Here is a 23,561-nt window from a genome sequence, read left to right as displayed (position 1 = left end):
CCCGGGCGCCGTCACGGGCCCACGTCGCGGGTGGGGTCGCCGCCCGGCGCTCCGGAGGGCCGGGCGGCGACAGGCCACCCAGGGGGCGTTCTTCAGGCTCCGCCGCTCGTGCCGGTCGGCGTGCCCCGTGTCCGGGACTCGGTCTCCGTGGGTGCGGTGCCCATGTTGCCGGGGGCGAGGCCACAGGTGCCGGATCGCGATGCCCCGTCCTGCCCCGTGAGCTCCACGACGACCTGGCCGTCGGCGTCCTGGCTGTAGGCGATCGTGCAGGTCAGCTGGCGTACGGCAGTGCTGTCCAGGCCCTCCAGGGCGAGGGGCACACGGGCCGTGACCCTGTCGCCCGGGGCGCGCTCGACCTCGACGGTCCCGCCGGGGCGGGCGGCGGGAAGGGAGGTGCCCAGGCCGGCGGCTCGGTCTTCCTTACCCGGGCCGTTGAGCAACGCCATGACGACCTTCTCCGTCGGCACCGGTCCAGCCGGGTCGCCGGACTTCTGGTCTCCGGAACCCGCCTCGACGTATCCGGGACCGAACCCGGTCGAGGACCCGATCGTCCGGATCACGGGGCTCAGCCCTCCGTCGGGGGAACGGAAGAAGAGCAGCATGTCGTAGTCGCGGTCGACGAAGGCCTGGATGGAGGCGGGACCGCCCGCCTCGATGACGTCGGTCTCCTGGATACCGCAGCCACCGATCAGCGGCGCGGCCGCCGCGACGACCACGACGGCAACGGCCGCCGCACGTCGGCGCGTCCGCGCACGCCTCATCCGCCGGCCTCCTCCGCGTGAAGCGGTATCTCGACGGTGAAGACGGCGCCGCCCCCGGCCTGGTTCCCCGCGCGGATCGTTCCGCCGTGCAGCTTCACGTTCTCTTGTGTGATCGCCAGTCCCAGGCCGCTGCCCGCCGAGCGGGTGCGGGCCGCGTCGGCCTTGTAGAAGCGGTCGAAGATGTGCGGGAGCGATTCGGGGCGGATGCCGGGGCCGCTGTCCATGACCTCGGTGATCAGCACGGGCGTGCCCGCGGCGCGTGCCTCGGTGCGCAGGCGGACCGTGACGGGCGCGCTGCCGTGCCGCAGGGCGTTGCCCACGAGGTTGGCGATCACGATGTCGAAGCGGCGCGGGTCGAGCCGGGCGCGGATGCCGTCGGGGAGTTCGGTGCGGACCCGGTCGTCGGTCCAGTGCCGGTTGTGGAGGGTCTTGCGGATCGCCTCGGCCACGTCGACCTCGTCGGCGTTCAGCTCGGCCGCGCGTGCGTCGAAGCGGGAGATCTCCATCAGGTCCTCGACGAGCACGGCGAGCTTTCCGGTCTCGGCGCTGACCAGCCGCACGGCCCGCGCGGTGTCGGTGTCCAGGCCGTCCGCGTCCTCGTCGAGGACCTCGGTGACGGCGAGCATTCCGGCGAGGGGGGTGCGCAGTTCGTGCGAGACGTCGGAGGCGAAACGGCGGGCGCGCTGCTCGGCATCGCGCAGTTCCCGCACGGAGCGCTCGAGTTGGCCCGCGGACTCGTTGAAGGTGCGTGCCAGGTCCGCCAGTTCGTCGCTGCCGCGCACCGGAATCCGGGTGTCGAGTCTGCCGGTGCCCATGCTCCGGGCCGCCTGGCGCAGTTCGCGCACCGGGCGCAGCACGCTGCGCGCGGCGAGCAGGCCGGGTATCAGCGCGACGGCGAGGCCCGGCAGGGCGCCGTCCCGGGCGGCCATGAGGAGGGCGTCGACGTTGACCTGCTCGTCGGTCATCCGCATGACGGCGTAGAGGACGAGTCCGCTGGGCAGCAGGCTGTCCGGGCTCGCCTTGAAGACGGTGGGCATGGCGATGGTCAGGTAGGGCACGCCGTCCTTGACGACCCGCTCGAAGCTGCCGTGCGGGTCGGCCCGCGCGGCGCGGCGCAGTTCGGGTGTGATGACGGTGGAGACCGGGTTCTCGCCCGAGGAGGCGCGGAGCGAACCGTACTCGGCGAACACCACCCAGGGGTGCGGCTTGCCCTTGCGGGCGATGTCCCGCAGGACTTCCTCCAGGCCCTCCCGCTGCACGGGCAGGGAGAAGCCCGTCTGCTGGACGTGGTCACGGAACGACGAGACCGCCGTGTCCTGGGCGGTCTCCAGCATCGCGGTGCGGGCCTCACGGTAGGTCAGCGCGGCCGTGGTGCCGGCGCTGACACCGGCGACCAGCAGGAAGGCGAGCAACAGCCGCGTACGCAGCCCGAACGCCCTGAACCGCGACCGGCCGGGGTCGGGGCCGGAGGCGGGTCCGGAGGCGGGTCCGGGGCCGGGACCGGGGCCGGGACCGGGGTCCGTGCTCACAGCGGCCCGAAGCGGTAGCCGAAGCCCCGCAGTGTCTGGACGTAGCGGGGGCTGCCGGCCTCGTCCTCGATCTTGCCGCGCAGACGTGCGACGCAGGCGTCGACCAGCCGGGCGTCGGCGTGGTAGCTGTGGTCCCAGACGTGCTCCAGCAGTTGCTGCCTGCTGAACACCTGCTCAGGGGCGGCGGAGAGGTGCAGCAGGAGCTTGAGCTCCGAGGGGGCGAGCGCGAGCGGCCGGCCGGCCTTGGTGACGGTCAGTCCGACCCGGTCGATGGTGAGCGCGCCGTAGACCTCGATGGCCGGGCGGCCCGCGCCGCCGTCGTCCAGGCGGCGCAGTACGGCACGGATCCGGGCCTCGATCACCTCGGTGCGGGCGGGCTTGACGATGTAGTCGTCGGCACCGGCTTCCAGGCCGATGACCACGTCGAAGTCGTCGCCGCGCGCGGTGAGCATGATGATCGGCAGCTGGCTGTGCTCGCGGACCCGCCGGCAGACCTGTACGCCGTTCATTCCGGGCAGCATCAGGTCCAACAGCAGCAGATCGGGGCGGAATTCGGCCATCGCGGCGAGGCCGGCCTCGCCGGTCGCGGCCGCTCGTACCTCGTGGCCGCGGCGGCGCAGACCGAGTTCGACCCCCTCGCGTACGGAGGGGTCGTCCTCGATGAGGAGCACGCGGGGCATCGGCGGTTCTCCCTCGGTGGTGGTCAGGTCCGGGACACTCGCCGGCGTACGCCGGCCAGCAGCGCGTCGAGTTCGGCGAGTCGCAGCGGACGGGCTAGCAGGGCGAAGGTGAGCACGACGACCGCTGCGCCGGCGGCCGCGGCGGCCAACGCCCCCGCCCGTCCTGCGCCCTGGGCCGCGAGGTGACCCAGCGCGGTGGCGGGGACGGCGGCGAGCAGCAGCCGTGCGTGGGCGCCGACGGCGGACGAGCGCAGGGGGCGGGCCACGGCGAGCCGGCGGCTCAGCACCCGGCCGGTCACCGCCCAGCCCACGCACAGCGCCAGCGAGTACGCCGCCGCCATGCCCGTCACGGCCCAGCGAGCGGGCAGCAGGTGGGCGGCGGCCAGGGACAGTCCCGCGTTGAGGGCGACGATCACGAGGTTGAGCAGGAACGGCGTACGGGTGTCGGAGAGCGCGTAGAAGGCGCGGGACAGGACGTACTGCCCCGACAGGGCGACGAGTCCCGGCGCGAAGGCCATCAGGATCCCGGCCATGGCGGCCGTGTCGTCGGCGCTGGTTCTGCCGTAGCCGAAGACGAGGGCCATCACCGGCTGGGCGAGGGCGAACAGCGCGCAGGCGGCGGGTACGACGGCCGAGGCGCAGACGCGCAGCGCGTGGGAGACGTCGTGCCGCACGGCGGCGGTGTCCCCGTCGGCGGCGGCCGCGCTCATCCGGGGCATCAGCGCGGTCACCACGGAGACCGTGATGATGCCGTGCGGGACGACCCACAGGGCATAGGCGTTGTTGTACGCGCCGTATCCGGGGCCGCCGCCGAGGCCCGCGGTCGTGGCCAGCCGGGTGGTGACCCAGTAGGCGGCCTGGTTGGCAAGGACGAGCAGCACCAGCCAGCCGGCCGCGCGCAGGGGGCGGGTCAGTCCGCTGCCGCGCCAGTCGAAGCGGGGCCGCCAGCGGAAGCGGGCCGCGCGCAGGGCGGGGACGAGGGCGAGGGCCTGGGCGGCGATGCCGGCGGTCGTGCCCCAGCCGAGCACGGCGGTCTCGGTCGGGGTGAGCAGGTCCCCGCCGTCCCCGCCGCCCATCGCCAGGGCCAGGTACAGACCGAAGACGGTCATGACGACGACGTTGTTCAGGACCGGCGCCCACATCATCGCGCCGAACCGGCCCCGGGCGTTGAGTACTTGCCCGAGCAGGGTGAACAGGCCGAGGAAGAAGATCTGGGGCAGGCAGTAGCGGGCGAACGCGATGGTCATGGCGGCCTGTCGGCCGGTGTAGTCGGTGTACGCGTCGACGATCGCGGGGGCCGCCCATACGGCGGTCGCGGTGATCGCCAGCAGGGCGACGACGCAGACGGTGACGAGCCGGTCGGTGTACGCGGCGCCCCCGTCGTCGTGCTCCTTGGCGGCCTTGACCAGCTCGGGCACGAAGACGGCGTTCAGCGCGCCGCCGAGGAGCAGCATGTAGACGATGGTGGGCAGGGCGTTGCCCACCGCGTAGCCGTCGGCGGTCGGCCCGATGGTGCCCAGCGCCGCCGCGACCACGGCGGAGCGGGCGAAACCGGTGGCCCGGCCGACGATGGATCCGGCGGCCATGACGGCACTGCCGCGCGCCGCGGAGGCCGCCTTCGGAGCCCGGGGCACCGTCGCTTGCGCGGTCTTTGTGCCGGTCGGCGTGGTCGTCGTCGGCGTCGTCGGCGTCGTCCGCTTCATCGGCGGTTCAGGTACGCCTGGAAGGCGCGGTAAAGCGTGTGGTTGGCGCTGCCGCCCAAGGCTCTCTCCCATTCCCCCAACGTCTCGACGACCTGTCCTCCGGTGCCGAGCTTCCACCGCAGCAGTCCGTACGCACGTTCCTCAGGATCGAGAGTGGAGGGTACCCCGCGCATGTCGTAGACGTCGGCGCCGAGGGCGTGGGCGTCCAGCAGCATCCGCCACTGCAGGGCGTTGGAGGGCCGGACCTCGCGGCGGTGGTCGGCCGAGGCGCCGGTCTGGTACCAGGCCCGGCGGCCCACCGTGATCATCGTGTGGGCGGCCAGGATCTCTCCTCGGTGACGGGCGACGTACAGCTTCATCCGGCCCGGTTCCTCGGCGTTGAGCACCGCGTACTGACGCTCGTAGTAGGCGAGCGAGCGGCCGAGCCGGAACCCGTCGCGCCGCTCGGTGATGCCGAGCAGCCGGTAGAACTCGGGCAGTTCGGCCGCACTGCCCACCACCACCTCCACGCCCTCCTTCTGAGCTCGGCGGACATTGCGTCGCCACTCCTGGTTGAGCCCGGACCACAGGTCCTCGGTGGTGCGTCCGGCGAGCGGCACATGGAAGACGTGCCGGGGCTGGGCGTCCCCGTCCGCTCCGGTCCCCTCGCCACCGCAGCGGCGCCAGCCCCGGGCCCGCAGCCGCTCGGCGACGGCGGTGCCGAGCGGGTCGACCTCACTGGCGAGGACGTCGCCCAGGCGGCGGCCCGGGCCGGTGAGCGGCTTGAGCTGGGCGGCGTCCCAGCGACGGTAGGCCGGCGAGGGGCCGATGCGCACGGCGAACGCGCCCGCGCGGCGCAGGTGTTCCAGCAGCGGATCGAGCCAGCCGTCGACGTCGGGGTCGTTCCAGTCGGCGACGGGGCCTTCGGGGAGGTAGGCGAAGTACTTGCGGGTGCCGGGGAACTGCCGCAGCAGGACCAGGGCCACGCCCGTCAGTGCGCCCGCCTCCGGGTCCGGGCCCCAGCCGAGGAGTTGGGCGCGCCAGCCCTCCTTGACGTCGGCCCAGGACGGGCACTGCAGGAAACCGGCGCCGAGCGCGGCGCCGTCGGGGGTTGCGAGGAAGGCGCGGTAGGTCTCCGCGGTGATGGGGCGCAGGGCCACGCCCCGGCCCCGTGCTTGGCACACGCGGCTGGGCGGCACGAGCAGCGCTGACACAGTCTGAGCCTCTCCTTCTCCCCGGTCCGTCGCGGGGACACATAGGAGGCTCACAGCGGTCCATGACCGCTCCGCGCGGCGAATGTGACCGGACCATGACCGTTCCTCACCAGTCGCCGTCACATAGCTCCATAGCGGCTGACCTCGGGTTTTCCGGCTCTACAGTCACGACATCGCCGAATCGTCCACCCCGTTTCGTCCTTCCCGGAGGTCCCGTTGTCGCGCACCCGTGTACTCGTCCATGCCCGCGTCCGGGCCGCCGTCGTGGCCGCCCTGCTGGCGCCGCTCGCCGCCTGCTCGTCGAGCGGCTCGACCGGCGCCCCGGAGACCAAGGTGAAGCCGAGCGCCGACGACCGTCCTGTCACGGTCACCGTCACGCCCACGGGAGTACGGGTCCCGGCGGGTGAGCCCGTGCGGGTCACGGCCGCGGGCGGCAGGCTCACCTCGGTGACCGTCGCCGACGCCGAGGGCCACCGGCTCGCCGGCAAGGTCGCCGCCGACGGCCGGTCGTGGGTCTCCGACCGCAAGGCCGTGCCCGGCGCGGCGTACAAGGTGACGGCGGCGACCCGGACCGAGGGCGGAACCGCCAAGAGCACCAAGGCTTCCTTCACCACGGCTCCGGCGGACAAGGTCAACAAGGTCGACTGGCGACCGGGTGCCGGCGCCACCGTCGGCATCGCCCAGCCGATCTCCCTGGTCTTCGACTCTCCCGTCAAGAACCGGGCCGAGGTCGAGAAGCAGCTCAAGATCACCACCTCGAACGGCACCGAGGGCTCCTGGGGCTGGATACGCGACTTCTCGGGCCGCGACCGGGTGGACTGGCGGCCCAAGGCGTACTGGAAGCCCGGAACCAAGGTCACGTTGAACGCCGAGTTGAACGGCACCGACTCGGGCGCGGACGGCGGCTGGTTCGTACGCGACTACACGACCACCTTCACCATCGGCGCCCGCCAGGTCGTCAAGGTCGACCTCGACAGCCACCGGCTCACCCTCGTCCGCGACGGCGAGACCGTCCGGCGCATACCGGTCTCCGGCGGCACGCCCGGCGGTGACAAGCGCTCCTGGCGCGGAACCGCCGTGCTCATGGCCAAGGAGGGCACGATCAACATGAACTCCGAGACGGTGGGCCTCGCCGACGCCTACAACAAGATGGTCGACTACTCGATGCGGCTGACCTGGTCGGGCATGTACGCGCACGCCGCCCCGTGGAACGCCCGCTACTTCGGCAACTCCAACCACAGTTCCGGCTGCATAGGAATGAGCGACGCGAACGCGGCCTGGTTCTACGGGCAGGTGCGGGCGGGCGACCCGTTCGAGATCACCGGCAAGGACACCAAGGGCGTGGTCGCGCCCGGGAACGGCTTCGGCGCGTGGAACCTCTCGTGGACCGAGTGGCAGCAGAAGAGCGCGCTGCGCTGACGGGTGGTGGCGGGCACCGCCGGGCCGCCACGCTCTTCACGGAATGTGACCTTCCTCGCCGTAGTGGACTTTGGGGGCGTTCGCCGCCGTGCCATCCGTTGACGCCGGTGGCAGCGGCACATCTCCCGTAGGGGGAGGTCACAGGGCTGTGGACGGAAGTGCGCGGCCGGAAGGCCGCACCGACGGAGGGCAAAATCTGTGCCCGTGAAATGAGAATTAGACGCGGCGCCCGGCGAGTATTCCTCGACCGCCGACCGGAGCGGAATTATCGACCGTGCAGGGCCGATCGCACCGTGCTACTGTCGATCTCAGTTGCAGGTGTGGTTGCCAGAAGGTTCATTTCCGACGGGTTAATCAGCACGGCGACACGGAATTCACACACGGTGAATTCCTGAAAACGCCTCCGAAGGAGAAATGACATGGCTACTGGCACCGTGAAGTGGTTCAACGCGGAAAAGGGCTTCGGCTTCATCGAGCAGGACGGCGGCGGCCCCGACGTCTTCGCCCACTACTCGAACATCGCCGCCCAGGGCTTCCGCGAGCTGCTGGAAGGCCAGAAGGTGTCCTTCGACATCGCGCAGGGCCAGAAGGGCCCGACGGCCGAGAACATCGTCCCCGCCTGATACCGGCGCCGACGCGCATACTTCGCAGCTGGGGCCCGCACCTTGGGGTGCGGGCCCCAGCTCGCTGCATTTCAGGGCGCAGCACCCATCGTCTTTGGCTCGTTCTCGCGATTCTCTGCGCCGCTTGTCTGCTGCGGGAATTCCTTGATACGCGCCGCATCAAGGAAGGTTCCGCATGAATCGCACGCGCACACCCCACACCCGTGGCCGCTCCGGTGGAGGGGCCGCCGCCGGCCGCTCCGGCGGTCCGCGCCGTTCCAAATCCTACGGAAATCGACAGACCGTTCAGGGTGAGTTCGCGCCGCCGAAGACGGTGACGCCCGCGCTGCCCGCCGTCGAGGCGTTCGCCGATCTCGCCATGCCCGCACGGCTGTTGGCCACGCTCGGCCACGAGGGCGTGACCGTACCGTTCCCGATCCAGGCGGCGACCCTGCCGAACTCCCTGGCCGGCCGTGACGTACTCGGCCGTGGCCGCACCGGCTCGGGCAAGACCCTCGCTTTCGGCCTCGCCCTCCTGGCCCGTACGGCGGGCAGGCGTGCCGAGCCGCGGCAGCCGCTCGCCCTCGTTCTCGTCCCGACCCGTGAGCTGGCCCAGCAGGTCACCGACGCGCTCACCCCGTACGCCCGCTCCGTGAGCCTGCGCCTGGCCACCGTCGTCGGCGGGATGTCCATCGGCAGGCAGGCCGGTGCGCTGCGCGCCGGGGCCGAGGTGGTCGTCGCGACGCCCGGACGGCTCAAGGACCTCATCGACCGGGGCGACTGCCGGCTCGACGACGTCGCCATCACGGTCCTCGACGAGGCCGACCAGATGGCCGACATGGGCTTCATGCCCCAGGTCACCGCCCTGCTCGACCAGGTGCGTCCCGACGGGCAGCGGATGCTCTTCTCGGCCACCCTGGACCGCAACGTCGACCTGCTGGTCCGGCGCTACCTGACCGACCCCGTGGTCCACTCCGTCGACCCGTCGGCGGGCGCGGTCACCACGATGGAGCACCACGTGCTGCATGTGCACGACGCGGACAAGCATCAGACGACCACCGAGATCGCGGCCCGGGACGGCCGAGTGATCATGTTCCTGGACACCAAGCACGCGGTGGACCGGCTGACCAAGCACCTGCTGAGCAGCGGTGTCCGCGCCGCGGCCCTGCACGGTGGCAAGTCCCAGCCGCAGCGCACCCGGACCCTGGCCCAGTTCAAGAGCGGGCATGTGACGGTGCTGGTGGCGACCAACGTCGCGGCGCGCGGGATCCACGTCGACAATCTCGACCTGGTCGTCAACGTGGATCCGCCCACCGACCACAAGGACTACCTGCACCGCGGCGGCCGTACGGCCCGTGCCGGCGAGTCCGGCAGCGTCGTCACCCTGGTGACCCGTGACCAGCGTCGCGAGGTGAGCCGGCTGATGGCTTCGGCGGGCATCACCCCCCGGATCGCCCAGGTGCGTTCGGGCGAGGCCGAGCTCAGCCGCATCACCGGCGCCCAGGCCCCTTCCGGTGTCCCGGTCGTCATCACCGCGCCCGAGGCGGAGCGTCCCCGCGGCGCGTCTTCCTCGTCCCGGGGCCGTCGGGGACGCCGGGGCCCGGCCGGCCAGGGCCGACCCGTCGGCGAAGCCGCGCGCCGCAGGGCACCGCGCCGGACCGGCTTCGACTCGGCCGCCTAGAGCCGCCGCGTGCACCAGCCCGTCCCTGCCCATCACGGGCTTCCACCCCTTCCAGCAGGAGGCACCTATGACGCCGGCTCAGATGCAGCACCATGGAGTGGATTCCTCCCTGAAGGCCGTGATCGACGGCAGGGACGCGTCCGGACCTCGGGTCTGTGACGACATGACGGTCGAGGTGGCGCTGTCCCTCATGGCCGGTGCCCGGGTCGATCACCTCATCCTGTGCGACGGGGACGAGCAGAGCACGGGCCTGATCACCCTGGCCGGACTCGCCGTTCTGCGCCGCAGCTCCGCCTACACGGACCGGCTCCGTCTACGGGACGTCCTCACCCTCGCCCGCTGATCCACCTCGCCCGTTCAGCCCGTCTCCCTTCATCCCTGTGAGGCATCATGCGCTGTGTCATCGCCCGGTACCCGTTCGAGCTGACCAAGGACGGGGTGGTGGCCTCGATGAAGGGCGTCAGGCCCGAGATCGTCACGGGTGAGTCCGTGACCGTCGGCCGCCGCCGCTACCCGGTCAAGCAAGTGGGCCAGGTCATCACCCGACAGGACCGCCGCGACTTCACCAGCGGCGAGGTCGTGCGGGCCCTGACCCGCCTCGGCTTCACCTGTCACGAGCACCCGCAGACAGCGCCGGTGGACGTCCCCACCTCGCTCCTCACCGCGTCGGCGCTGCTCGGAGGCACCGTCTCCGCGTAGATGTGAGACCCGGCGGGAAACCGCCAGCACAGGCCCGAAGAGGGCCCTGCCGACGCGCGTCGGCAGGGCCCTCTTCGTCGTATCGCCGTCTCACCGCCCGCGATGACCGAGACGGGACCTCTTCCACGCGCTCCCGCAGGCCTCAGGATGCCTGTGTCACCCGAACGCCAAAATCTGTTCTTGCGAGAGTAGACATTGCCTCCTGGCACGGTTACGCTTTTTCTCGTTGAGACGGTCAAGCAAGACCCGACAGACACGAACTGGCGGGTAGCAGTAGCTGAAGTTCGCAGGTCGGTGTGGCTCTGGAGTTCCGAAGCCAAGGTGTTCGCGGAACGGTGACGGGACTGAGAGCCGCACTGGGCAGCCCGCAGGTCGAGGGGCTGCCGTCAGCATCACCGATGCAGTACCACAGTACCCGTTCAGCACAGTGATTGGCTCAGAGGAAGAACGGAGGAGCAGACGCCATCAGGATCGCCCGGCCCGACAAGCGCTCGGTCCGGGTACCGCAAGACCCCGGAATGGATGGTGGTCCCCGGTCACGCAGCCGCGATCCCCGCACCCCTGCCCTCGCCGGGCCGGGTAGCGGAAACAGAAGGTCGGCACAGCATGAGGGCCGACAGATGGTGTTGAATTCCCTTCGGGGCCCTGGTGCCGTACGGCACCGGGGCCCCTCGACGCGTTGCACAACGAGGTGACATGGCAGCAGATAATCCGCTCGGCGATCGTCTGGACGACGACGACTACCCCGCGTACACCATGGGCCGGGCCGCCGAAATGCTCGGCACGACCCCCGCCTTCCTCCGAGCCATCGGTGAGGCTCGTCTGATCACTCCGCTGCGCTCGGAGGGCGGACATCGCCGGTACTCCCGGTACCAACTGCGGGTGGCCGCTCGCGCCCGCGAGCTCGTCGACAGGGGAACCCCGATCGAGGCTGCTTGCCGCATCGTCATCCTCGAGGACCAGCTCGAGGAAGCGCAGCGCATCAACGCCGAGTACCGCCGTGCCGCGAGCGCGACGTCCGACAGTTCGGGTCCCGGTTCGAGCTGACCTCGCGGGCGCGAGCGGGTCGGCTCAGCGGGTGACCATGACGGCGTCCAGGGTGACAGTGGATCGTGCGGGCGTGCTGCCGGCGAGGACCCGCAACTGCACGTTGTGGGCGGTGATCGTGGTGCCGAGCGTGTAGGTGAACACCACCTGCCGGTAGGCGGTGTTCGCGGCGTAGGTGTTCACCGTGCCGACCGTCTTGCCGTCCACCACGACCGCGAAGCGCCCGCCGTTCGACTTCCGGGTCGCCACGATGCGCAGCTCGGTGCCGTCCGCCGAGAAGGAGACGTACGCCCCCTTGGTGGCGGAGGTACGTTCGGTGCCGGACCAGGCGGAGGTTGCCGCCACCGACTTCCACGTGCCCGTGTAGTGCAGTGCCGTCGCACGGTCGTCGACCGGGATGCCGGTGGTCGCCGCCTTGCTCCAGGAGCCGGTCTGGCCGGCGTCGTCGTGGGCGCGGACGTAGAACCGGTAGGTGAGTCCGGGCCCGGGCGTCACGGGGCTGCCCGCTTTGCCGAAGACCGCGGAGGTGGCCGTGGTGGAGGTGCGCCACGTGTGCAGCGGCCCGAGCTTCCACACGCCCGCGCTGTCACGGGTGGTGACGCGCCAGCCGACGTCGTACGACTTCACGCCCGCGGTCTTCGCCGACCAGGCGACCGGCACCGCGGCGCTCGTCGCCGCGCTGCTCGCGAGGGTCGGCGCGGTGACGGCGGCGACGGGGACCACCCGGCGCAGGGTCACCTTGCCGCCGGCGTCGGCTGCCGCCCGGCCGGTGACGGTGTCGCGCACGGTCAGCGTCCAGGTGTACGCGCCCTCGGCGGCCGCTCCGCCCGTTTGCGTCGTGCCGTTCCACACTGGTGCGACCTTGCCGTCGGATGACGTACCGGCCAGGGAACGCACCTGCGTGGTACCGGACTTGAGGGTGAGCGTCCAGCTCACGGGCCGGTTGTAGGTCCAGGTCGGCGTCCAGGTGTCGGACGATCCGTCGCCGTTGGGGCTGAAGCCGGTGGAGGCGGCGGCCGAGGCGGCGGTGGGTACGCCCGCCCAGGTCACGTGGGTGACGCCGGCGTCGTCCATCCAGGCTGCCCAGGGCGCGTCACGGTCGACCGCCCACCGGTCGGCGGCGGCGGAGTCGGCCTTCTGGGGGAGGGCGAACAGGGGCTGTGCCGCGGTCGCCGTCCCGCCCAGCTGCTGGGCGTTCAGCGTGATGGAGCCGCCGTCCGAGGACTTGGTGAAGGTGTAGAGCACGTCCGTGCCGAGGATCGGCGTGTGGACGGAGGCGTCGACGGTGGTGCCGGTCGAGCTCCCCGCCTTGAGCAGCAGGCCGGTGGTGGAGGCGGCCCCGCAGGTGGTGAGCAGGATCCGGGAGCCGCGCACCTGGAGGCCACCGGGAAGGCAGTTCACGGTGGCGACCGTGGTGGCGGTGCCGGTGGTCAGGTCGGTCCGGCGGATCGACCAGGTGGACGTGGCGCCGTTGCGCACCGGGGAATAGACGGCGCCGCCGTCGAGAGCGGAGCCGGCCGGCACCCACTGCCTGTGGTCGTCGGCGATGGTGTCGAGGAGAAGAGTGCCGTCGGACTGGGTCGTGCCGTCCGTCAGCAGGACGTGCTCACCGTCGAAGTCCACGACCTTCAGGTCCGAGGGGTGGGAGGAGTCCAGCTGTGTGCCGACCAGCTTGCCGTTCTCGTACACCTGGAGGTGGGCCAGCGCGGGCGGACCGCCCTGCAGGACCAGGACGCGTCCACCGGCGGCGGCCAGGGTCTGGTGGACCAGGCCGTCGGAGTAGGCCAGTACCCGGGACGGCGTGCTCGCCGAGGCCCCGGACGGGCCGGCCGACAGGTTCGAGCGGAGCAGGACGCCCTGCTGACGGGAGGAGTCGTCGGCCGTGTAGAGCGCACCACGGGACAGGGCCAGGGCGTCCAGCCTGGCGGGGCCGGCGGGGATCGTGGTGGCGTCGCCGGCGGCGGTGGACACCCGGCCGTCGGCGAGGGTCTGGATCGCGGCGTCCACATCGGGCCGGTAGAGCGTCACGCGCATCTTGCCGTCGTCGCCGACCGAGAGGTCGGTGAAGGTTCCGCCGAGGTCCTTCGCCGCGGTGGAGCCGTCCCTGGCCATCGCGAACAGTTCGGAGATGCCTCCGTCCGCCGAGTCGAAGTGGTACCAGGCGAGGGTGTCGTCGCTGATCCAGTGCGCCCCGCCGACGGGCAGGGTGACGGTGGACGAGCCGTCCCCGGGCGCCGACCGCCGCCATTCGGTCAGGGTCGAGCCGTCGATGACCCCGACATGGCTGGGGGTGAACTCCAGGCCCTGCGGCAGCTCGTCGGTCGTGGGCTCCGCCACGGTGACCGTCGCGCCGGTGGCGAAGTCGACGTACACGATCCTGTGGTCCCAGCCGGGCGCGGTCCGCAGGCGCACCAGGGCGCCGTGTGCGTCCGAGGCGAGGACTTCGTACTGCGCGTCGTCGGACAGCAGCGTCCGGTCCTCCCCGCCGGGGGTGCGCAGCAGCAGGCGTACGCGACGGGCGGAGTCGTCGGTGTCGTAGCTCTGCTGGACGAGGATGCCGTCGCCTGCCTGCGCACGGTAACGCTCGTCCCTCGCGGCTCCCGAACTGTCGTAGGCGACCGGAAGAACGTCCTCGTCACCGGAGCCGAGGTGGCGCAACGTGACATGGTCGGCGAGATCACCGTTCGGGTTGGCGGAGGTCGCGACGGCCACCACCGCGTCCTGCACGGACACCGCGTCGACGTTCACCCCTTCGCTGGTGTCGGCAAGTCGGCCGAGGTCCTGGGGGGTGCCTCCGGAGACGGCGAGCCAGCCGTGCGCCTGCGTGTCGGCGGAGGTCTTCTGACGCCAGACGACCGCCTGACCGGAACCGGATATCTCGTCCGCGGCGGGCACGGAGGTCATCCGCGCGGGCAGCGTGGTCGACACCTCGGTCACCGGCGCGGCGTGGGCCGTGACCGGGATGGCGGCCTGGGCTGTGGCGAGCGCCGTGAGGGCTACCGGGACAGCGAGGAAGCGGCGTCTGTGGGAAGGCATGGCAGCCCGATCTCTGCTCGAACGTCAGGGCGAGGATCATGGCACGGAGACCCGCTGCCGCACAGCGGGCGGATTCCGTTTTCTCACCGAGCAGGGCACTTCTCTCACCAAGCGGCGGAATTTCGTGATCCGGCCGCACTCCGGCGAGAGGGGCGGCGGGTCAATGGGCCGCTGCGGGCGCGGTCTTCTTGCGGGCGCGGTACGCGGCTGCCTTGATCCTGTTGCCGCAGGACTCCATCCCGCACCACTGCCGGCGCATGCCCCGCGAGCGGTCGATGTAGGTGCGGGTGCACTCCGGGTTGCCGCACTCCTTGAGCAGCGGGACGTCCGGCCCGCTCAGGAGCTCGATGGCGTGGCGCGCCACCATGGAGAGGGCTTCTTCGGGCGTTGCCTGCGTCCACCGCCCCGACGGGGTGAGCTGCGGCACGGCGGCCGGCTTGCGTGCCGCGTTGTTCACCAAAGTCAGCGCCGCCCCGTCGTACTCCTCTCCGAGCCGACGGGCGGTGACCAGCCGGTAGACGGCTTCCCGGACCGTCGTCGCCTGCTCCACGTCGGCCTCCTGACCTGGGGAGACCGCATCGACGATGCCGGACTCCACGTACCATGCGTTCAGTCTGTCCGGTGTCGCGAACATCTCGAAGCGCAGCGAACGGCGCGCTCGGAGCGTTGCGGCGAAGTCGAGTGCCGGGTTTCCGCAGACGAAGATGTGGTCGAGGTTCACATCACCATTCTGACCGGTGACCGCCACGCCGGGCAACCACTACGGATCACGTCACAGCCCCAGGTCGGCGGCGAGACAGGCGAAGGACCTCCACGATCCCTCGACGTCGTGGGCGTACCGCGCCGGATCGTTCGGCACCGCCACCTTCTCCTCGACCATGTCCTCGTAGCGAACACGCTCGGGCAAGGCACCGAACCGGGCCCGGCGTGCGACCGAGGCGCCGTCCGCGATGTTCCGACTTCCCATGATGAGACTCCACCCTTCCCGGGTCACTTGTCCAGCAGGTGATGTACGTCGATGACGGCCTGGGCGAAGGCCGTTGGAGCCTCCTGGGGGACGTTGTGGCCGATCCCCGGCAGGGTGCGGTGCTCGTATGCGCCCGTGAACCTGTCCCGGTACGAGGCGCCGTCGCCCGGGGCGGTGAAGGGATCCCGCTCGGCGTCGAGCGTGAGGGTGGGCACCTCGATGACCGGCCGCGCGGCGAGCCGCTTCTCGAACCCGTCGTAGCGGCGCTCCCCGTCCGCGAGGCCGAGCCGCCAGCGGTAGTTGTGGATGACGACCGCCGCGTAGTCGGGGTTGTCGAAGGCTGCCGCGGTGCGCTCGAACGTGGCGTCGTCGAAGTCCCACGTCGGGGAGACGGTGTCCCAGACGAGCCTGGTCAGGTCGTGGCGCAGGGTCTTGTCCTCCATGGCGAGCCGGCCCCGCTCGGTGGAGAAGTAGTACTGGTACCACCAAGCGTGTTCGGCCTGCGGCGACAGCGGCTTCAGGTTGGCTTCGAGGTTGGTGACGAGGTATCCGCTCACCGACACCAGGGCCTTGCAGCGTTCGGGCCAGAGCGCGGCGACGATGTCGGCGGTGCGTGAGCCCCAGTCGAAGCCGGCCAGCACGGCCCTCTCGATCTTCAGGGCGTCCATCAGGGCGATGACGTCGAGGGCGATGGCCGACTGCTGGGCGTTGCGGAACGTCCGGTCGGAGAGGAAGCGCGTGGTGCCGTGGCCGCGGAGGTACGGGACGATCACGCGGTAGCCCTGCTCGGCCAGCAGGGGGGCGACGTCGACGTAACTGTGGATGTCGTAGGGCCATCCGTGCAGGCAGATGACCACGGGACCGTGGGCGGGGCCGAGCTCGGCGTAGCCCACGTCGAGCAGGCCGGCCCTGATCTGCTTCAGCTGCGGGAAGGCGGCGTGTGCGCCGGGGGTGACCGTGGGGACGGTCGACGCCGCGGACGCGGCCCGCAGACCGGCCAGTGACACGGCGGCCGCGCCCGTGCCGACACCCAGGGCCTTGCTGAAGCTGCGCCTGTTGATCATGCGAACCCCTCCGCGCCTTCTCGTGCACCGGGCGGTGCGATGACTGACTGTGGCACGCGGTTCGTCACCGGTCAAGGCGGTGACGATGGGATGACAGGAAAGGAAGCCCGTACAAAAAGTGCTGACCTTGGCGCCAAATTGACGGATTAGGACTGGCACTGCATACACCTAGTCACCTACTGAACAGGTGATTAAGGTGCAAGAGGACGCTCTGGCGCTCCGGAAGGAGCTGGGCGGCACCGCAGTCGCTGCCGGACGAGGCGGTCCTCGACGGTGAGGAGTTGGCCGGGACGACACGCCACCTCGTGCGCCGCGAGGCCGCCCACCTGATCGCGAGCAGGCCTCGGTCCGACGTCCTCAGGTCACGCCGAGAAAGCGCAGAACGGCGAGCACCCGGCGGTGGTCCGCATCGGCCTTCGGCAGGTCGAGTTTGGCGAGGATGCTGTTGATGTGTTTGGCCACCGCGCTCTCGCTGACCACGAGCTGCGCGGCTATCCCGGCGTTGGACCGACCGCCTGCCATCAGCTCCAGGACCTCGCGTTCGCGCGGGGTGAGCCGGTCCAGCGGGTCGCTGTGGCGGCGCATCAGCAGTTGGGACACCACCTGCGGGTCCAGCGCGGTGCCGCCCGCGGCCACCTGCCGCAGGGTGTCGGCGAACTCCTCGACGTCCGCGACCCGTTGCTTGAGCAGGTAGCCGATCCCCGACGTGTGGGCGGACAGCAGATCGGCGGCGTACCGCTCCTCCACGTACTGCGAGAGCAGCAGTACGGCCGTCCCGGGCCACTGCTGCCTGATGACCAGCGCGGCCCGCACCCCCTCGTCCGTGAAGCCGGGAGGCATCCGGACATCCACCACGGCGATGTCCGGCCGGTGTTCCTCCACCGCCGCCAACAGCGCCTCGGCGTCACCGACTTCGGCGACCACCTCGAAGCCGGCCATCTCCAGGACCTTGGTCACGCCGATCCGGAGCAGGACGGAATCCTCGGCGATCACGGCACGCACGGCAACTCCACGGTCATGACGGTCGGTCCCCCGACGGGACTGTCGACCGACAGCCTGCCATCGACCGACGCGACCCGTTTGGCCAGCCCGGCCAGCCCGGTACCGCCGGCGGGCGTGGCGCCGCCCACGCCGTCGTCGCTGACGACGAGAACCAGGGCCGTGCCCGAGCACTCCACCGTGACCTCGGCCCGGGACGCCTCCGCGTGCTTCACCACGTTCGTCAGCGCTTCGGAGACGACGAAGTACGCGACGGCCTCGACCGCGGGCGACGGCCGCGACGGCAGGTTCACCGTCACCCCCACCGGAAGGGGCACCCGGGCCGCGATACCCGAGATCGCGGCGTCGAGGCCTCGGTCCTCCAGAACGGCCGGGTGCAGCCCCCGCACGAGATCGTTCAACTCCTCTATCGCCTCCTTCGCCTCCCGGTGCGCCTCGTCGATCACCCGGCGGGCGTCCTCGGTCAGGTCACCCAGCGTCGCCTTGGCCAGCCCGAGGTTGACCGCCAGCGAGACCAGCCGCTGCTGGGCGCCGTCGTGCAAGTCCCGTTCGATGCGCCGCCGTTCGGCGTCGACGGCGTCCACCAGGCCCGCCCGGCTCTCGGCCAGGTCCTCGACCCGGCGCGCCAACTGCTCCTCACGGCTGGGCCCGAGCCGGACCGTGGCGGTGCGGGTGTCGAGCCCGGTGAGGGCACCGGTCAGCCAGGATGCCGCGCAGAGCAGGGCGATTCCGGCGGCGGTGATGTATGCCGCCAAGGTGGTGTAGCCGGCTTGGCCAAGGCGCCACTCCGGCGGAACCAGCCAGATCCACACGTAGATCGAGGCGGCCACGGCGGCCGTGGCCCACACCAGAAGGACGACGACCGCCGCGAGGGCCAGGAGCGGCCCGAACAGCAGGTGGTAACCGAGCTGCCGCCGGCCCGCCCGGGAACGCAGCCACTCGGGCAGCGGGGGACGCGCTCCCCCGAAGGCCGAGGGGATGTCCACACCGAGACGGGTACGGAAGCGGCCGCGCTGCGCCTCGGTCAGCAACGGCCCGGCCGGCACGACGGCGGCGAGCGGGACGAAGACCGCGAGGAGGATCGCCGCCATCGTCTCCGGGACGAGGAGGATCCAGGGCAGAGCCATGACGACCAGGACAGCGAACTGGATCAGGACCCCGGTGGCGAGGAACGCGGCCGGGCGTCCGGCTCCCTGGAACGGCCACCGGATCACGCGCCGCAGGCGGGCGGTTATGTGCATGGGGGAACGGTAAGTGTCGAGGTCAGGGGTGGCCCATGGCGTAAGCGTCCGTCTTGGGGGTGTAGTTGGTGCCACCCCGGAACGGACACCTGCGTTACTGACTGTGATCGCCGCACGGGCGAGGCTGAAGGCCATGAAGGAGAACCCCGAACGCGAGGAGTCCGAGCTGATGAGCGCGCTGATCACCCGTCAATCACCTGGTGTCGAGCGCGGGTCGGCCGTGCGGCGGGGGCGGGTGCGCCGCCGGTTCCGGATGGAACACGTCCTGGTCGCCAGCGGGCTGGCCCTGCTGCCCTGGCTGGTCGTGTTGGCCAACGGTCTGCCCGGAACCGCCGTTGCCTCGAACTGGCGCACCGTCTGGATCGGCCTGGACGCCGCGGAGGCACTGGGCCTGATCGCCACGGGACTGCTGGCCGTACGGGGCCACCGTCTGTACGCGCTCACGGCCACCGCCGCCGCCACGCTGCTGGTGGTCGACGCCTGGTTCGACACGATGACGGCGGCACCGGGCGTGGATCAGGTCTCGGCGGCGGCGATGGCGCTCGGCGCGGAGCTGCCGCTGGCGGTGGTGTGCGTCGTACTGGCGGCAAGGGGGCAGGCCGGACGAGCGTGAGCCCGGCTCACTCCGTCATCGTCCTGGCCGTCCTGCCCGCGACACCGCCCAGGCCTATCCTGGCAATGAGTGGCCGATGTGGACGGTCAGGGGGTTCCTCGGAAGCGCCAGGGAGGTCCCCGTGTGAGGGCGTATGGGTGTCGTACCGCCGTCGTCGCGGCCGCCGCACTGTCGCTGGCCGTGTCCCTGGCTGCCTGCGGCACGGGCGGGGAGTCCGCCGGCTCGGGCGCGGCCGCCTCCGGCGACGGCGGCTTCACGGTCGGCCTGCTGTTCTCCCAGATCGTCCAGACTCGCTGGGAGCAGTTCGACAAGCCCCTGATCGAGAAGAAGGTCAAGGAACTGTGCGCGGACTGCGCGGTGGAGTACGGCAACGCCGAGGGGGACGTGGCCACCCAGCAGCAACTGGTGGACACCTTGATCAACAAGGACGTCGACGTCCTGATCCTCAGCGCCGTGAACTTCCGATCCCTGCGCTCCGCGGTCGAGAGGGCACACGACGCGGGCATCCCGGTCGTCGCCTACGACGGCCTCGTCGAGGGCCCGGTCTCGGGCTACGTCTCCTTCGACAACGAACGGGTCGGCAAGCTCCAGGGCGAGGCACTCCTCAAGGCCCTGGGCGACAAGGCGGACGAACGCCGGATCGTCATGATGAACGGTCCCCAGACCAGCCCGACCAACGTCGCCTTCAAGAAGGGCGCGCTGTCCGCCCTCGAGGGCAAGGTCGAGATCGGCAAGACGTACGACATCCAGGGCTGGAAGCAGGAGAGCGCCCACGCCGACATGGTCCGCGCCATCGCCGCCCTGGGCGCGGACGGCATCGACGGCGTGTACGCCGCCAACGACGGTCTCGCCTCCGGCGTCATCTCCGCCCTCAAGGCCTCCAGCATCGATCCGTGGCCCCCTGTCACCGGCCAGGACGCCGACCTCGCGGCCGTGCGGAACATCCTCAGCGGCGACCAGTACATGAGTGTCTACAAGCCATTCAAGGCCGAGGCCGACGCGGCCGCCGAGATGGCCGTCGCCCTGGGCCGCGGCGAAAAGCTCGACGACATCGCCAGGACCGCGGTCGACACGGCCACCACCAAGAACATCCCCGCCGTGTTGCTCGATCCCGTCCCCGTGATGGTCGACGACATCAAGGACACCGTGGTCAAGGACGGCGTGTACACCATCGGCCAGATCTGCACCCCGAAGGTCGCGTCCGCCTGCGAGAAGGCCGGACTCACCGGTTGACGTGCCACCGGGCGGCCACACCAGTCAGGTCTTCTACGGCACGCCCTGCCCCGCCACCGCCGCCTGTCCGTTCGCGGAGGAGAGCAGCTGCGGGGCGAGTGTCTTGATCATGGTGTTGGTCCAGCGCAGCTGGCGCAGGGTCTGTGGGTGGCAGGCGCTGGCGAGGGCGAGGAGGTGGCCGTCGCCGGTGGCCTGCGCCGCCTGGGCGAGCATCTCCCAGTCCAGGGAGTTCCCGGTGGCGGCGAGGTGGAGGGTGCGCAGGTCGTTCAGCAGGCGCAGGTCGGGGTCGGGGGGTTCGTCGAGCGCGTGGGAGGGGCGGCGGCCCTCGGGGCCTGACAGGTGCAGGCCGTGGGGTTCGGCGGCGCGGGCGATGCGTTCGGCCTGCTCGTGGGACCAGCGGGCGAGGTCGGTGGCGACGTGGTGGACCTCGTGCTCGGCCGGGTGGCGTTCGGCGGTGGCGAGCAGGTTCTGCTCCAGTGCGCGTTCGCCGTCGTAGAGAGCACGTAGGACGGATGGGATGCCGCTCATGGCCGGTCGCCTTCCGGGGGTTGCGGGGGTGTGACGGTCTGGTGGGCCACGGCTGAGGGGCCGCCCGTGGTGGGTGGGGCCGAGCGTGGGTCGGCCGGGGCGGAGGCCGTGGTGGTCGGTGCCGGGCAGGGGGCTCCGTCGGCGCGTTCGACGAGGGTCAGGCGGGCTGCGGCTGTCTTGAACAGAGGTCGGTGACGGTGGCCTCGTTCGCGGCCCGGCCGCCTTCCTTTCCGGGGCGGTCGCCTTCCGGGGTGTCCCAGTAGCCGTAGTGGAACGGCAGGAAGGCCATGCCGTCGCGGATGGCGGTGATCCGCAGGCGTGCGCGCACCGAGCCGCGCGGGCTGGTGACCTCGACCAGGTCGCCCTCGGCCACGCCGTGCCGCAGCGCCTCCGCGGCGGAGAGTTCCACCCACATCTCGGGGGCGGCGGCGTTCAGTTGCGGGGTGCGGCCGGTTTTGGTCCGGGTGTGGAAGTGGTACAGGGTGCGGCCCGTGTTCAGTTGCAGGGGGTAGGCGTCGTCCGTCGTCTCGTGGGGTGGCAGTTACTCGGCTGCTTTGATGACCGCCTTGCCGGCCGGGTTGAGCTCGCGGTACTCGGTCTCGGACACCGATGCGCCGGTGACCAGATCCTTGCCGTATGTCTCGCAGTCGTCGGGGGCGGCCCATGTGATGCCGTCGGTGTAGAGGCGTTCCGTGCCGTCGGGTGTTCCGGGTGTACAGGGCCACTGGATGCCACTGGCGCCGCGCAGGCGGTCGTAGGTCAGGCCCGTGTAGTCGCAGGGGTGGCCGCGGCTGCACTCCTTCCATGCCTCGAACGCCGACTCGGCGTCGTGCCAGGTGACGAGCGGGCGGTCGTCCTGGTCGCGGAAGTCCATCCGGCGGGCGTAGTCGAGCAGGATGTCCAGGTCCGGGCGGGCGTCGCCGGGTGGGTCGACGGCCTGGTCGGAGAGGTGGACGGTGCGGTCGGCGTTGGTGAACGTGCCGGTCTTCTCGCCCCAGGTCGCGGCGGGCAGGACGACGTCCGCCAACTGGGCGGTCTCCGTGCGGTACAGGTCCTGGACGACCGTGAACAGCCGTTCCTGGCTGAGGATGTCGCGGATGCGGTGGAGTTCGGGGAGGGAGACCGCGGGGTTGGTGGCGGAGATCCACAGCATGTGGACGGAGCCCTGCTCGGCGTAGCGGAAGATCGGCATCGCCGGGGTGGGCGGGGCGTAGTGCGGGATGCGGGCAGCTCGACGTTCCAGATCCGTGCGAGGTCGGCCACGTGCGTGTCGTTCTCCCAGTTGCGGAAGCCGGGCAGGTCGCCATCGGCGCCGCACTCGCGGGTGTTCTGGGCGGTGGGCTGGCCGTTCATCTGCAGCACCCCGCAGCCGGGACGGCCGAGCATGCCGCGGATCAGCTGGAGGTTGTTGACCTGGCAGGCGGCCGCGGTGGCCTGGTGGGACTGGTAGACGCCCTGGAGCACGGTGGACAGGAGCCGTTCGGCGCCGCCGAGGAGCTCGGCCGCTTCGGCGATCCGGCCGGCCGGTACGTCGCAGATCCGGGCGGCCCAGGCGGGGGTGCATCCGGCCACGCGCTCGGCGAGTCCGTCGTAGCCCACGGTGTGCGCGTCGATGAAGTCGCGGTCGATCCGGTCGGTGCGGATGATCTCGTGCAGCAGCGCGTTCAGCAGGGCCACGTTCGTCCCCGCGCGGGGGGGCGAGGTGGACGGTCGCGTGCCGGGCGGGCGGGGTGGGGCGCGGGTCCACGCACAGCAGCCGCGGCGGAGCACCGCCCGCCAGACGGTCCAGGACCCGCATCCACAGCACCGGCTGGGTCTCGGCCATGTTGTGCCCGAACAGAGCGATGACGTCGGCGTGGTCCATGTCCGTGTAGGAGGCGGGCTCGCCGTCGCAGCCGAAGGTCTCCTTCAGGGCCTCCGCGGCGGTCGCCGTGCACAGGCGGGTGTTGCCGTCCAGGTGGTTGGTGCCGATCCCGGCGCGGGCGATCACCACCAGGGTGTAGTACTCCTCCAGGAACAGCTGGCCGCTGGTGTAGAAGCCGAGGGCGCCGGGTCCGTATGCGTGCAGCAGGTGCTGGGTGCGGTCGACGATCTCGGTCATGGCCGTGTCCCAGTCGCAGGCCACCAGGTGTCCGTCCCTGCGGACGAGCGGGGTGGTCAGCCGGTCCGGGGAGTGGTTCGCCTGCCAGGCGAACAGGTCCTTCGGGCCGAGCCTGCCGCGGTTCACCCGGTCCTGCGGGCGGCCCCGCACCCCGACGATGCGCCCTTCGGCGACGGCGAGGTCCATGGCGTCCCCGTTGGAGTGCAGGAGCGACGCCGTCTGCACCCACCGTTCCACCGCGTCGGCCGTCACGCCGGGCTCCAGGAACGAGTCGATCCGCGCCGGCCACCTGGCGTCGAGGCCGGGGCCGGGGCCGTACGGAGTGCGCTCGCCCCAGGGCTCCGCGATCCGGTCCACCTCGTCTCGCATGGACGACCTCCGTGTCTGTCGCACCGGCCCGGATCGTGCACGCGCCGACGGCGCTCCCGCCGGACACGCTGCCCGGCCGGCCTCACTGGAGCGCGG

At 71.3% G+C, this 23,561-nt stretch carries 20 protein-coding genes and 1 pseudogene; 8 read left to right on the top strand and 13 right to left on the bottom strand.

Annotated features, from left to right (window positions below):
* Window positions 1–92: 92 nt before the first annotated feature.
* From AB5J49_RS25165 to AB5J49_RS25145, 5 genes are all read right to left on the bottom strand, one after another.
* Entirely contained in the window at window positions 93–761 is a 669-nt protein-coding gene (locus tag AB5J49_RS25165) for a hypothetical protein (protein WP_369170920.1), read from the bottom strand.
* On the bottom strand, window positions 758–2,188 hold the full coding sequence (locus AB5J49_RS25160; protein WP_369175253.1) for an ATP-binding protein: 1,431 nt from the start codon (window positions 2,186–2,188) through the stop codon (window positions 758–760). Before AB5J49_RS25160 ends, AB5J49_RS25165 begins: the two co-directional genes overlap by 4 nt.
* Window positions 2,189–2,286: 98 nt before the next feature.
* On the bottom strand, window positions 2,287–2,970 hold the full coding sequence (locus AB5J49_RS25155) for a response regulator (RefSeq protein WP_369170918.1): 684 nt from the start codon (window positions 2,968–2,970) through the stop codon (window positions 2,287–2,289).
* Between the two features lie 23 nt (window positions 2,971–2,993).
* Window positions 2,994–4,673 (bottom strand): murein biosynthesis integral membrane protein MurJ, encoded by a 1,680-nt coding sequence (murJ, locus tag AB5J49_RS25150; protein ID WP_369170917.1) that lies wholly within the window; start codon window positions 4,671–4,673, stop codon window positions 2,994–2,996.
* Entirely contained in the window at window positions 4,670–5,866 is a 1,197-nt protein-coding gene (locus AB5J49_RS25145) for a lipid II:glycine glycyltransferase FemX (RefSeq protein ID WP_369170916.1), read from the bottom strand. The genes murJ and AB5J49_RS25145 overlap by 4 nt, the downstream gene beginning before the upstream one ends.
* A gap of 216 nt (window positions 5,867–6,082) precedes the next feature.
* Between AB5J49_RS25145 and AB5J49_RS25140 the strand changes: the two genes are divergently transcribed.
* The 6 genes from AB5J49_RS25140 to AB5J49_RS25115 all read left to right on the top strand — a co-directional run bounded on the left by AB5J49_RS25140 (window position 6,083) and on the right by AB5J49_RS25115 (window position 11,314).
* The gene (locus AB5J49_RS25140; protein WP_369170915.1) at window positions 6,083–7,285 is read left to right on the top strand and encodes an Ig-like domain-containing protein; all 1,203 of its coding nucleotides are present in this window, start codon (window positions 6,083–6,085) and stop codon (window positions 7,283–7,285) included.
* A 419-nt stretch (window positions 7,286–7,704) separates the two neighbouring features.
* Entirely contained in the window at window positions 7,705–7,908 is a 204-nt protein-coding gene (locus AB5J49_RS25135; protein WP_030342329.1) for a cold-shock protein, read from the top strand.
* Between the two features lie 175 nt (window positions 7,909–8,083).
* Window positions 8,084–9,568, top strand: coding sequence for a DEAD/DEAH box helicase (locus AB5J49_RS25130; RefSeq protein WP_369170914.1), 1,485 nt, complete (start codon window positions 8,084–8,086; stop codon window positions 9,566–9,568).
* A gap of 82 nt (window positions 9,569–9,650) precedes the next feature.
* Window positions 9,651–9,911, top strand: a complete 261-nt coding sequence (locus tag AB5J49_RS25125; RefSeq protein ID WP_369175252.1) for a CBS domain-containing protein — start codon at window positions 9,651–9,653, stop codon at window positions 9,909–9,911.
* A gap of 47 nt (window positions 9,912–9,958) precedes the next feature.
* Window positions 9,959–10,267 (top strand): SCO5918 family protein, encoded by a 309-nt coding sequence (locus AB5J49_RS25120; RefSeq protein ID WP_369170912.1) that lies wholly within the window; start codon window positions 9,959–9,961, stop codon window positions 10,265–10,267.
* A 696-nt stretch (window positions 10,268–10,963) separates the two neighbouring features.
* Complete coding sequence (locus tag AB5J49_RS25115; protein WP_369170910.1) at window positions 10,964–11,314, top strand: helix-turn-helix domain-containing protein; 351 nt, start codon at window positions 10,964–10,966, stop codon at window positions 11,312–11,314.
* A gap of 24 nt (window positions 11,315–11,338) precedes the next feature.
* Here AB5J49_RS25115 and AB5J49_RS25110 read toward each other — a convergent pair whose 3' ends face one another.
* The 6 genes from AB5J49_RS25110 to AB5J49_RS25085 all read right to left on the bottom strand — a co-directional run bounded on the left by AB5J49_RS25110 (window position 11,339) and on the right by AB5J49_RS25085 (window position 18,621).
* On the bottom strand, window positions 11,339–14,350 hold the full coding sequence (locus AB5J49_RS25110) for a hypothetical protein (RefSeq protein ID WP_369170909.1): 3,012 nt from the start codon (window positions 14,348–14,350) through the stop codon (window positions 11,339–11,341).
* A 160-nt stretch (window positions 14,351–14,510) separates the two neighbouring features.
* Window positions 14,511–15,071: an ABATE domain-containing protein gene (locus AB5J49_RS25105; protein WP_369170908.1), complete on the bottom strand. Its 561-nt coding sequence runs from the start codon at window positions 15,069–15,071 to the stop codon at window positions 14,511–14,513.
* 51 nt (window positions 15,072–15,122) lie between these two features.
* Entirely contained in the window at window positions 15,123–15,317 is a 195-nt protein-coding gene (locus AB5J49_RS25100) for a hypothetical protein (protein ID WP_369170906.1), read from the bottom strand.
* Window positions 15,318–15,340: 23 nt separating this feature from the next.
* Complete coding sequence (locus AB5J49_RS25095) at window positions 15,341–16,381, bottom strand: alpha/beta fold hydrolase (protein ID WP_369170905.1); 1,041 nt, start codon at window positions 16,379–16,381, stop codon at window positions 15,341–15,343.
* 357 nt (window positions 16,382–16,738) lie between these two features.
* Window positions 16,739–17,383: a response regulator gene (locus AB5J49_RS25090; RefSeq protein WP_369170903.1), complete on the bottom strand. Its 645-nt coding sequence runs from the start codon at window positions 17,381–17,383 to the stop codon at window positions 16,739–16,741.
* A complete protein-coding gene (locus AB5J49_RS25085) occupies window positions 17,371–18,621 on the bottom strand; it encodes a histidine kinase (RefSeq protein WP_369170902.1) in 1,251 nt (416 codons plus the stop codon). The genes AB5J49_RS25090 and AB5J49_RS25085 overlap by 13 nt, the downstream gene beginning before the upstream one ends.
* A gap of 133 nt (window positions 18,622–18,754) precedes the next feature.
* Between AB5J49_RS25085 and AB5J49_RS25080 the strand changes: the two genes are divergently transcribed.
* Together AB5J49_RS25080 and AB5J49_RS25075 are read left to right on the top strand one after the other, a co-directional pair.
* Window positions 18,755–19,234, top strand: a complete 480-nt coding sequence (locus AB5J49_RS25080; RefSeq protein WP_369170900.1) for a hypothetical protein — start codon at window positions 18,755–18,757, stop codon at window positions 19,232–19,234.
* 123 nt (window positions 19,235–19,357) lie between these two features.
* Window positions 19,358–20,467 (top strand): substrate-binding domain-containing protein, encoded by a 1,110-nt coding sequence (locus AB5J49_RS25075; RefSeq protein ID WP_369170899.1) that lies wholly within the window; start codon window positions 19,358–19,360, stop codon window positions 20,465–20,467.
* Window positions 20,468–20,500: 33 nt separating this feature from the next.
* On the opposite strand, the gene AB5J49_RS25070 is transcribed toward AB5J49_RS25075, so the two are convergent.
* Entirely contained in the window at window positions 20,501–20,995 is a 495-nt protein-coding gene (locus AB5J49_RS25070; protein WP_369170898.1) for a hypothetical protein, read from the bottom strand.
* Window positions 20,992–23,465 (bottom strand): annotated as a pseudogene (locus AB5J49_RS25065) (molybdopterin oxidoreductase family protein). The gene AB5J49_RS25070 and the pseudogene AB5J49_RS25065 overlap by 4 nt, the downstream one beginning before the upstream one ends.
* Between the last annotated feature and the right edge of the window lie 96 nt (window positions 23,466–23,561).

It is taken from the genome of Streptomyces sp. R28 (assembly GCF_041052385.1).
Lineage (GTDB): Bacteria > Actinomycetota > Actinomycetes > Streptomycetales > Streptomycetaceae > Streptomyces.
The sequence above is the reverse complement of the archived record's forward strand: the minus strand, read 5'-3'. Positions and strand labels throughout refer to the sequence as shown.

Bases quoted from the DNA above. Each gene is read 5' to 3' on its own strand.
- AB5J49_RS25130 (WP_369170914.1), top strand. From the start codon at position 8,084: ATGAATCGCACGCGCACACCCCACACCCGTGGCCGCTCCGGTGGAGGG.
- AB5J49_RS25125 (WP_369175252.1), top strand. From the start codon at position 9,651: ATGCAGCACCATGGAGTGGATTCCTCCCTGAAGGCCGTGATCGACGGC.
- AB5J49_RS25085 (WP_369170902.1), bottom strand. From the start codon at position 18,621: ATGCACATAACCGCCCGCCTGCGGCGCGTGATCCGGTGGCCGTTCCAG.
- AB5J49_RS25110 (WP_369170909.1), bottom strand. From the start codon at position 14,350: ATGCCTTCCCACAGACGCCGCTTCCTCGCTGTCCCGGTAGCCCTCACG.
- AB5J49_RS25135 (WP_030342329.1), top strand. From the start codon at position 7,705: ATGGCTACTGGCACCGTGAAGTGGTTCAACGCGGAAAAGGGCTTCGGC.
- AB5J49_RS25070 (WP_369170898.1), bottom strand. From the start codon at position 20,995: ATGAGCGGCATCCCATCCGTCCTACGTGCTCTCTACGACGGCGAACGC.
- AB5J49_RS25095 (WP_369170905.1), bottom strand. From the start codon at position 16,381: ATGATCAACAGGCGCAGCTTCAGCAAGGCCCTGGGTGTCGGCACGGGC.
- murJ (WP_369170917.1), bottom strand. From the start codon at position 4,673: ATGAAGCGGACGACGCCGACGACGCCGACGACGACCACGCCGACCGGC.
- AB5J49_RS25080 (WP_369170900.1), top strand. From the start codon at position 18,755: ATGAAGGAGAACCCCGAACGCGAGGAGTCCGAGCTGATGAGCGCGCTG.
- AB5J49_RS25155 (WP_369170918.1), bottom strand. From the start codon at position 2,970: ATGCCCCGCGTGCTCCTCATCGAGGACGACCCCTCCGTACGCGAGGGG.
- AB5J49_RS25120 (WP_369170912.1), top strand. From the start codon at position 9,959: ATGCGCTGTGTCATCGCCCGGTACCCGTTCGAGCTGACCAAGGACGGG.
- AB5J49_RS25165 (WP_369170920.1), bottom strand. From the start codon at position 761: ATGAGGCGTGCGCGGACGCGCCGACGTGCGGCGGCCGTTGCCGTCGTG.
- AB5J49_RS25100 (WP_369170906.1), bottom strand. From the start codon at position 15,317: ATGGGAAGTCGGAACATCGCGGACGGCGCCTCGGTCGCACGCCGGGCC.
- AB5J49_RS25115 (WP_369170910.1), top strand. From the start codon at position 10,964: ATGGCAGCAGATAATCCGCTCGGCGATCGTCTGGACGACGACGACTAC.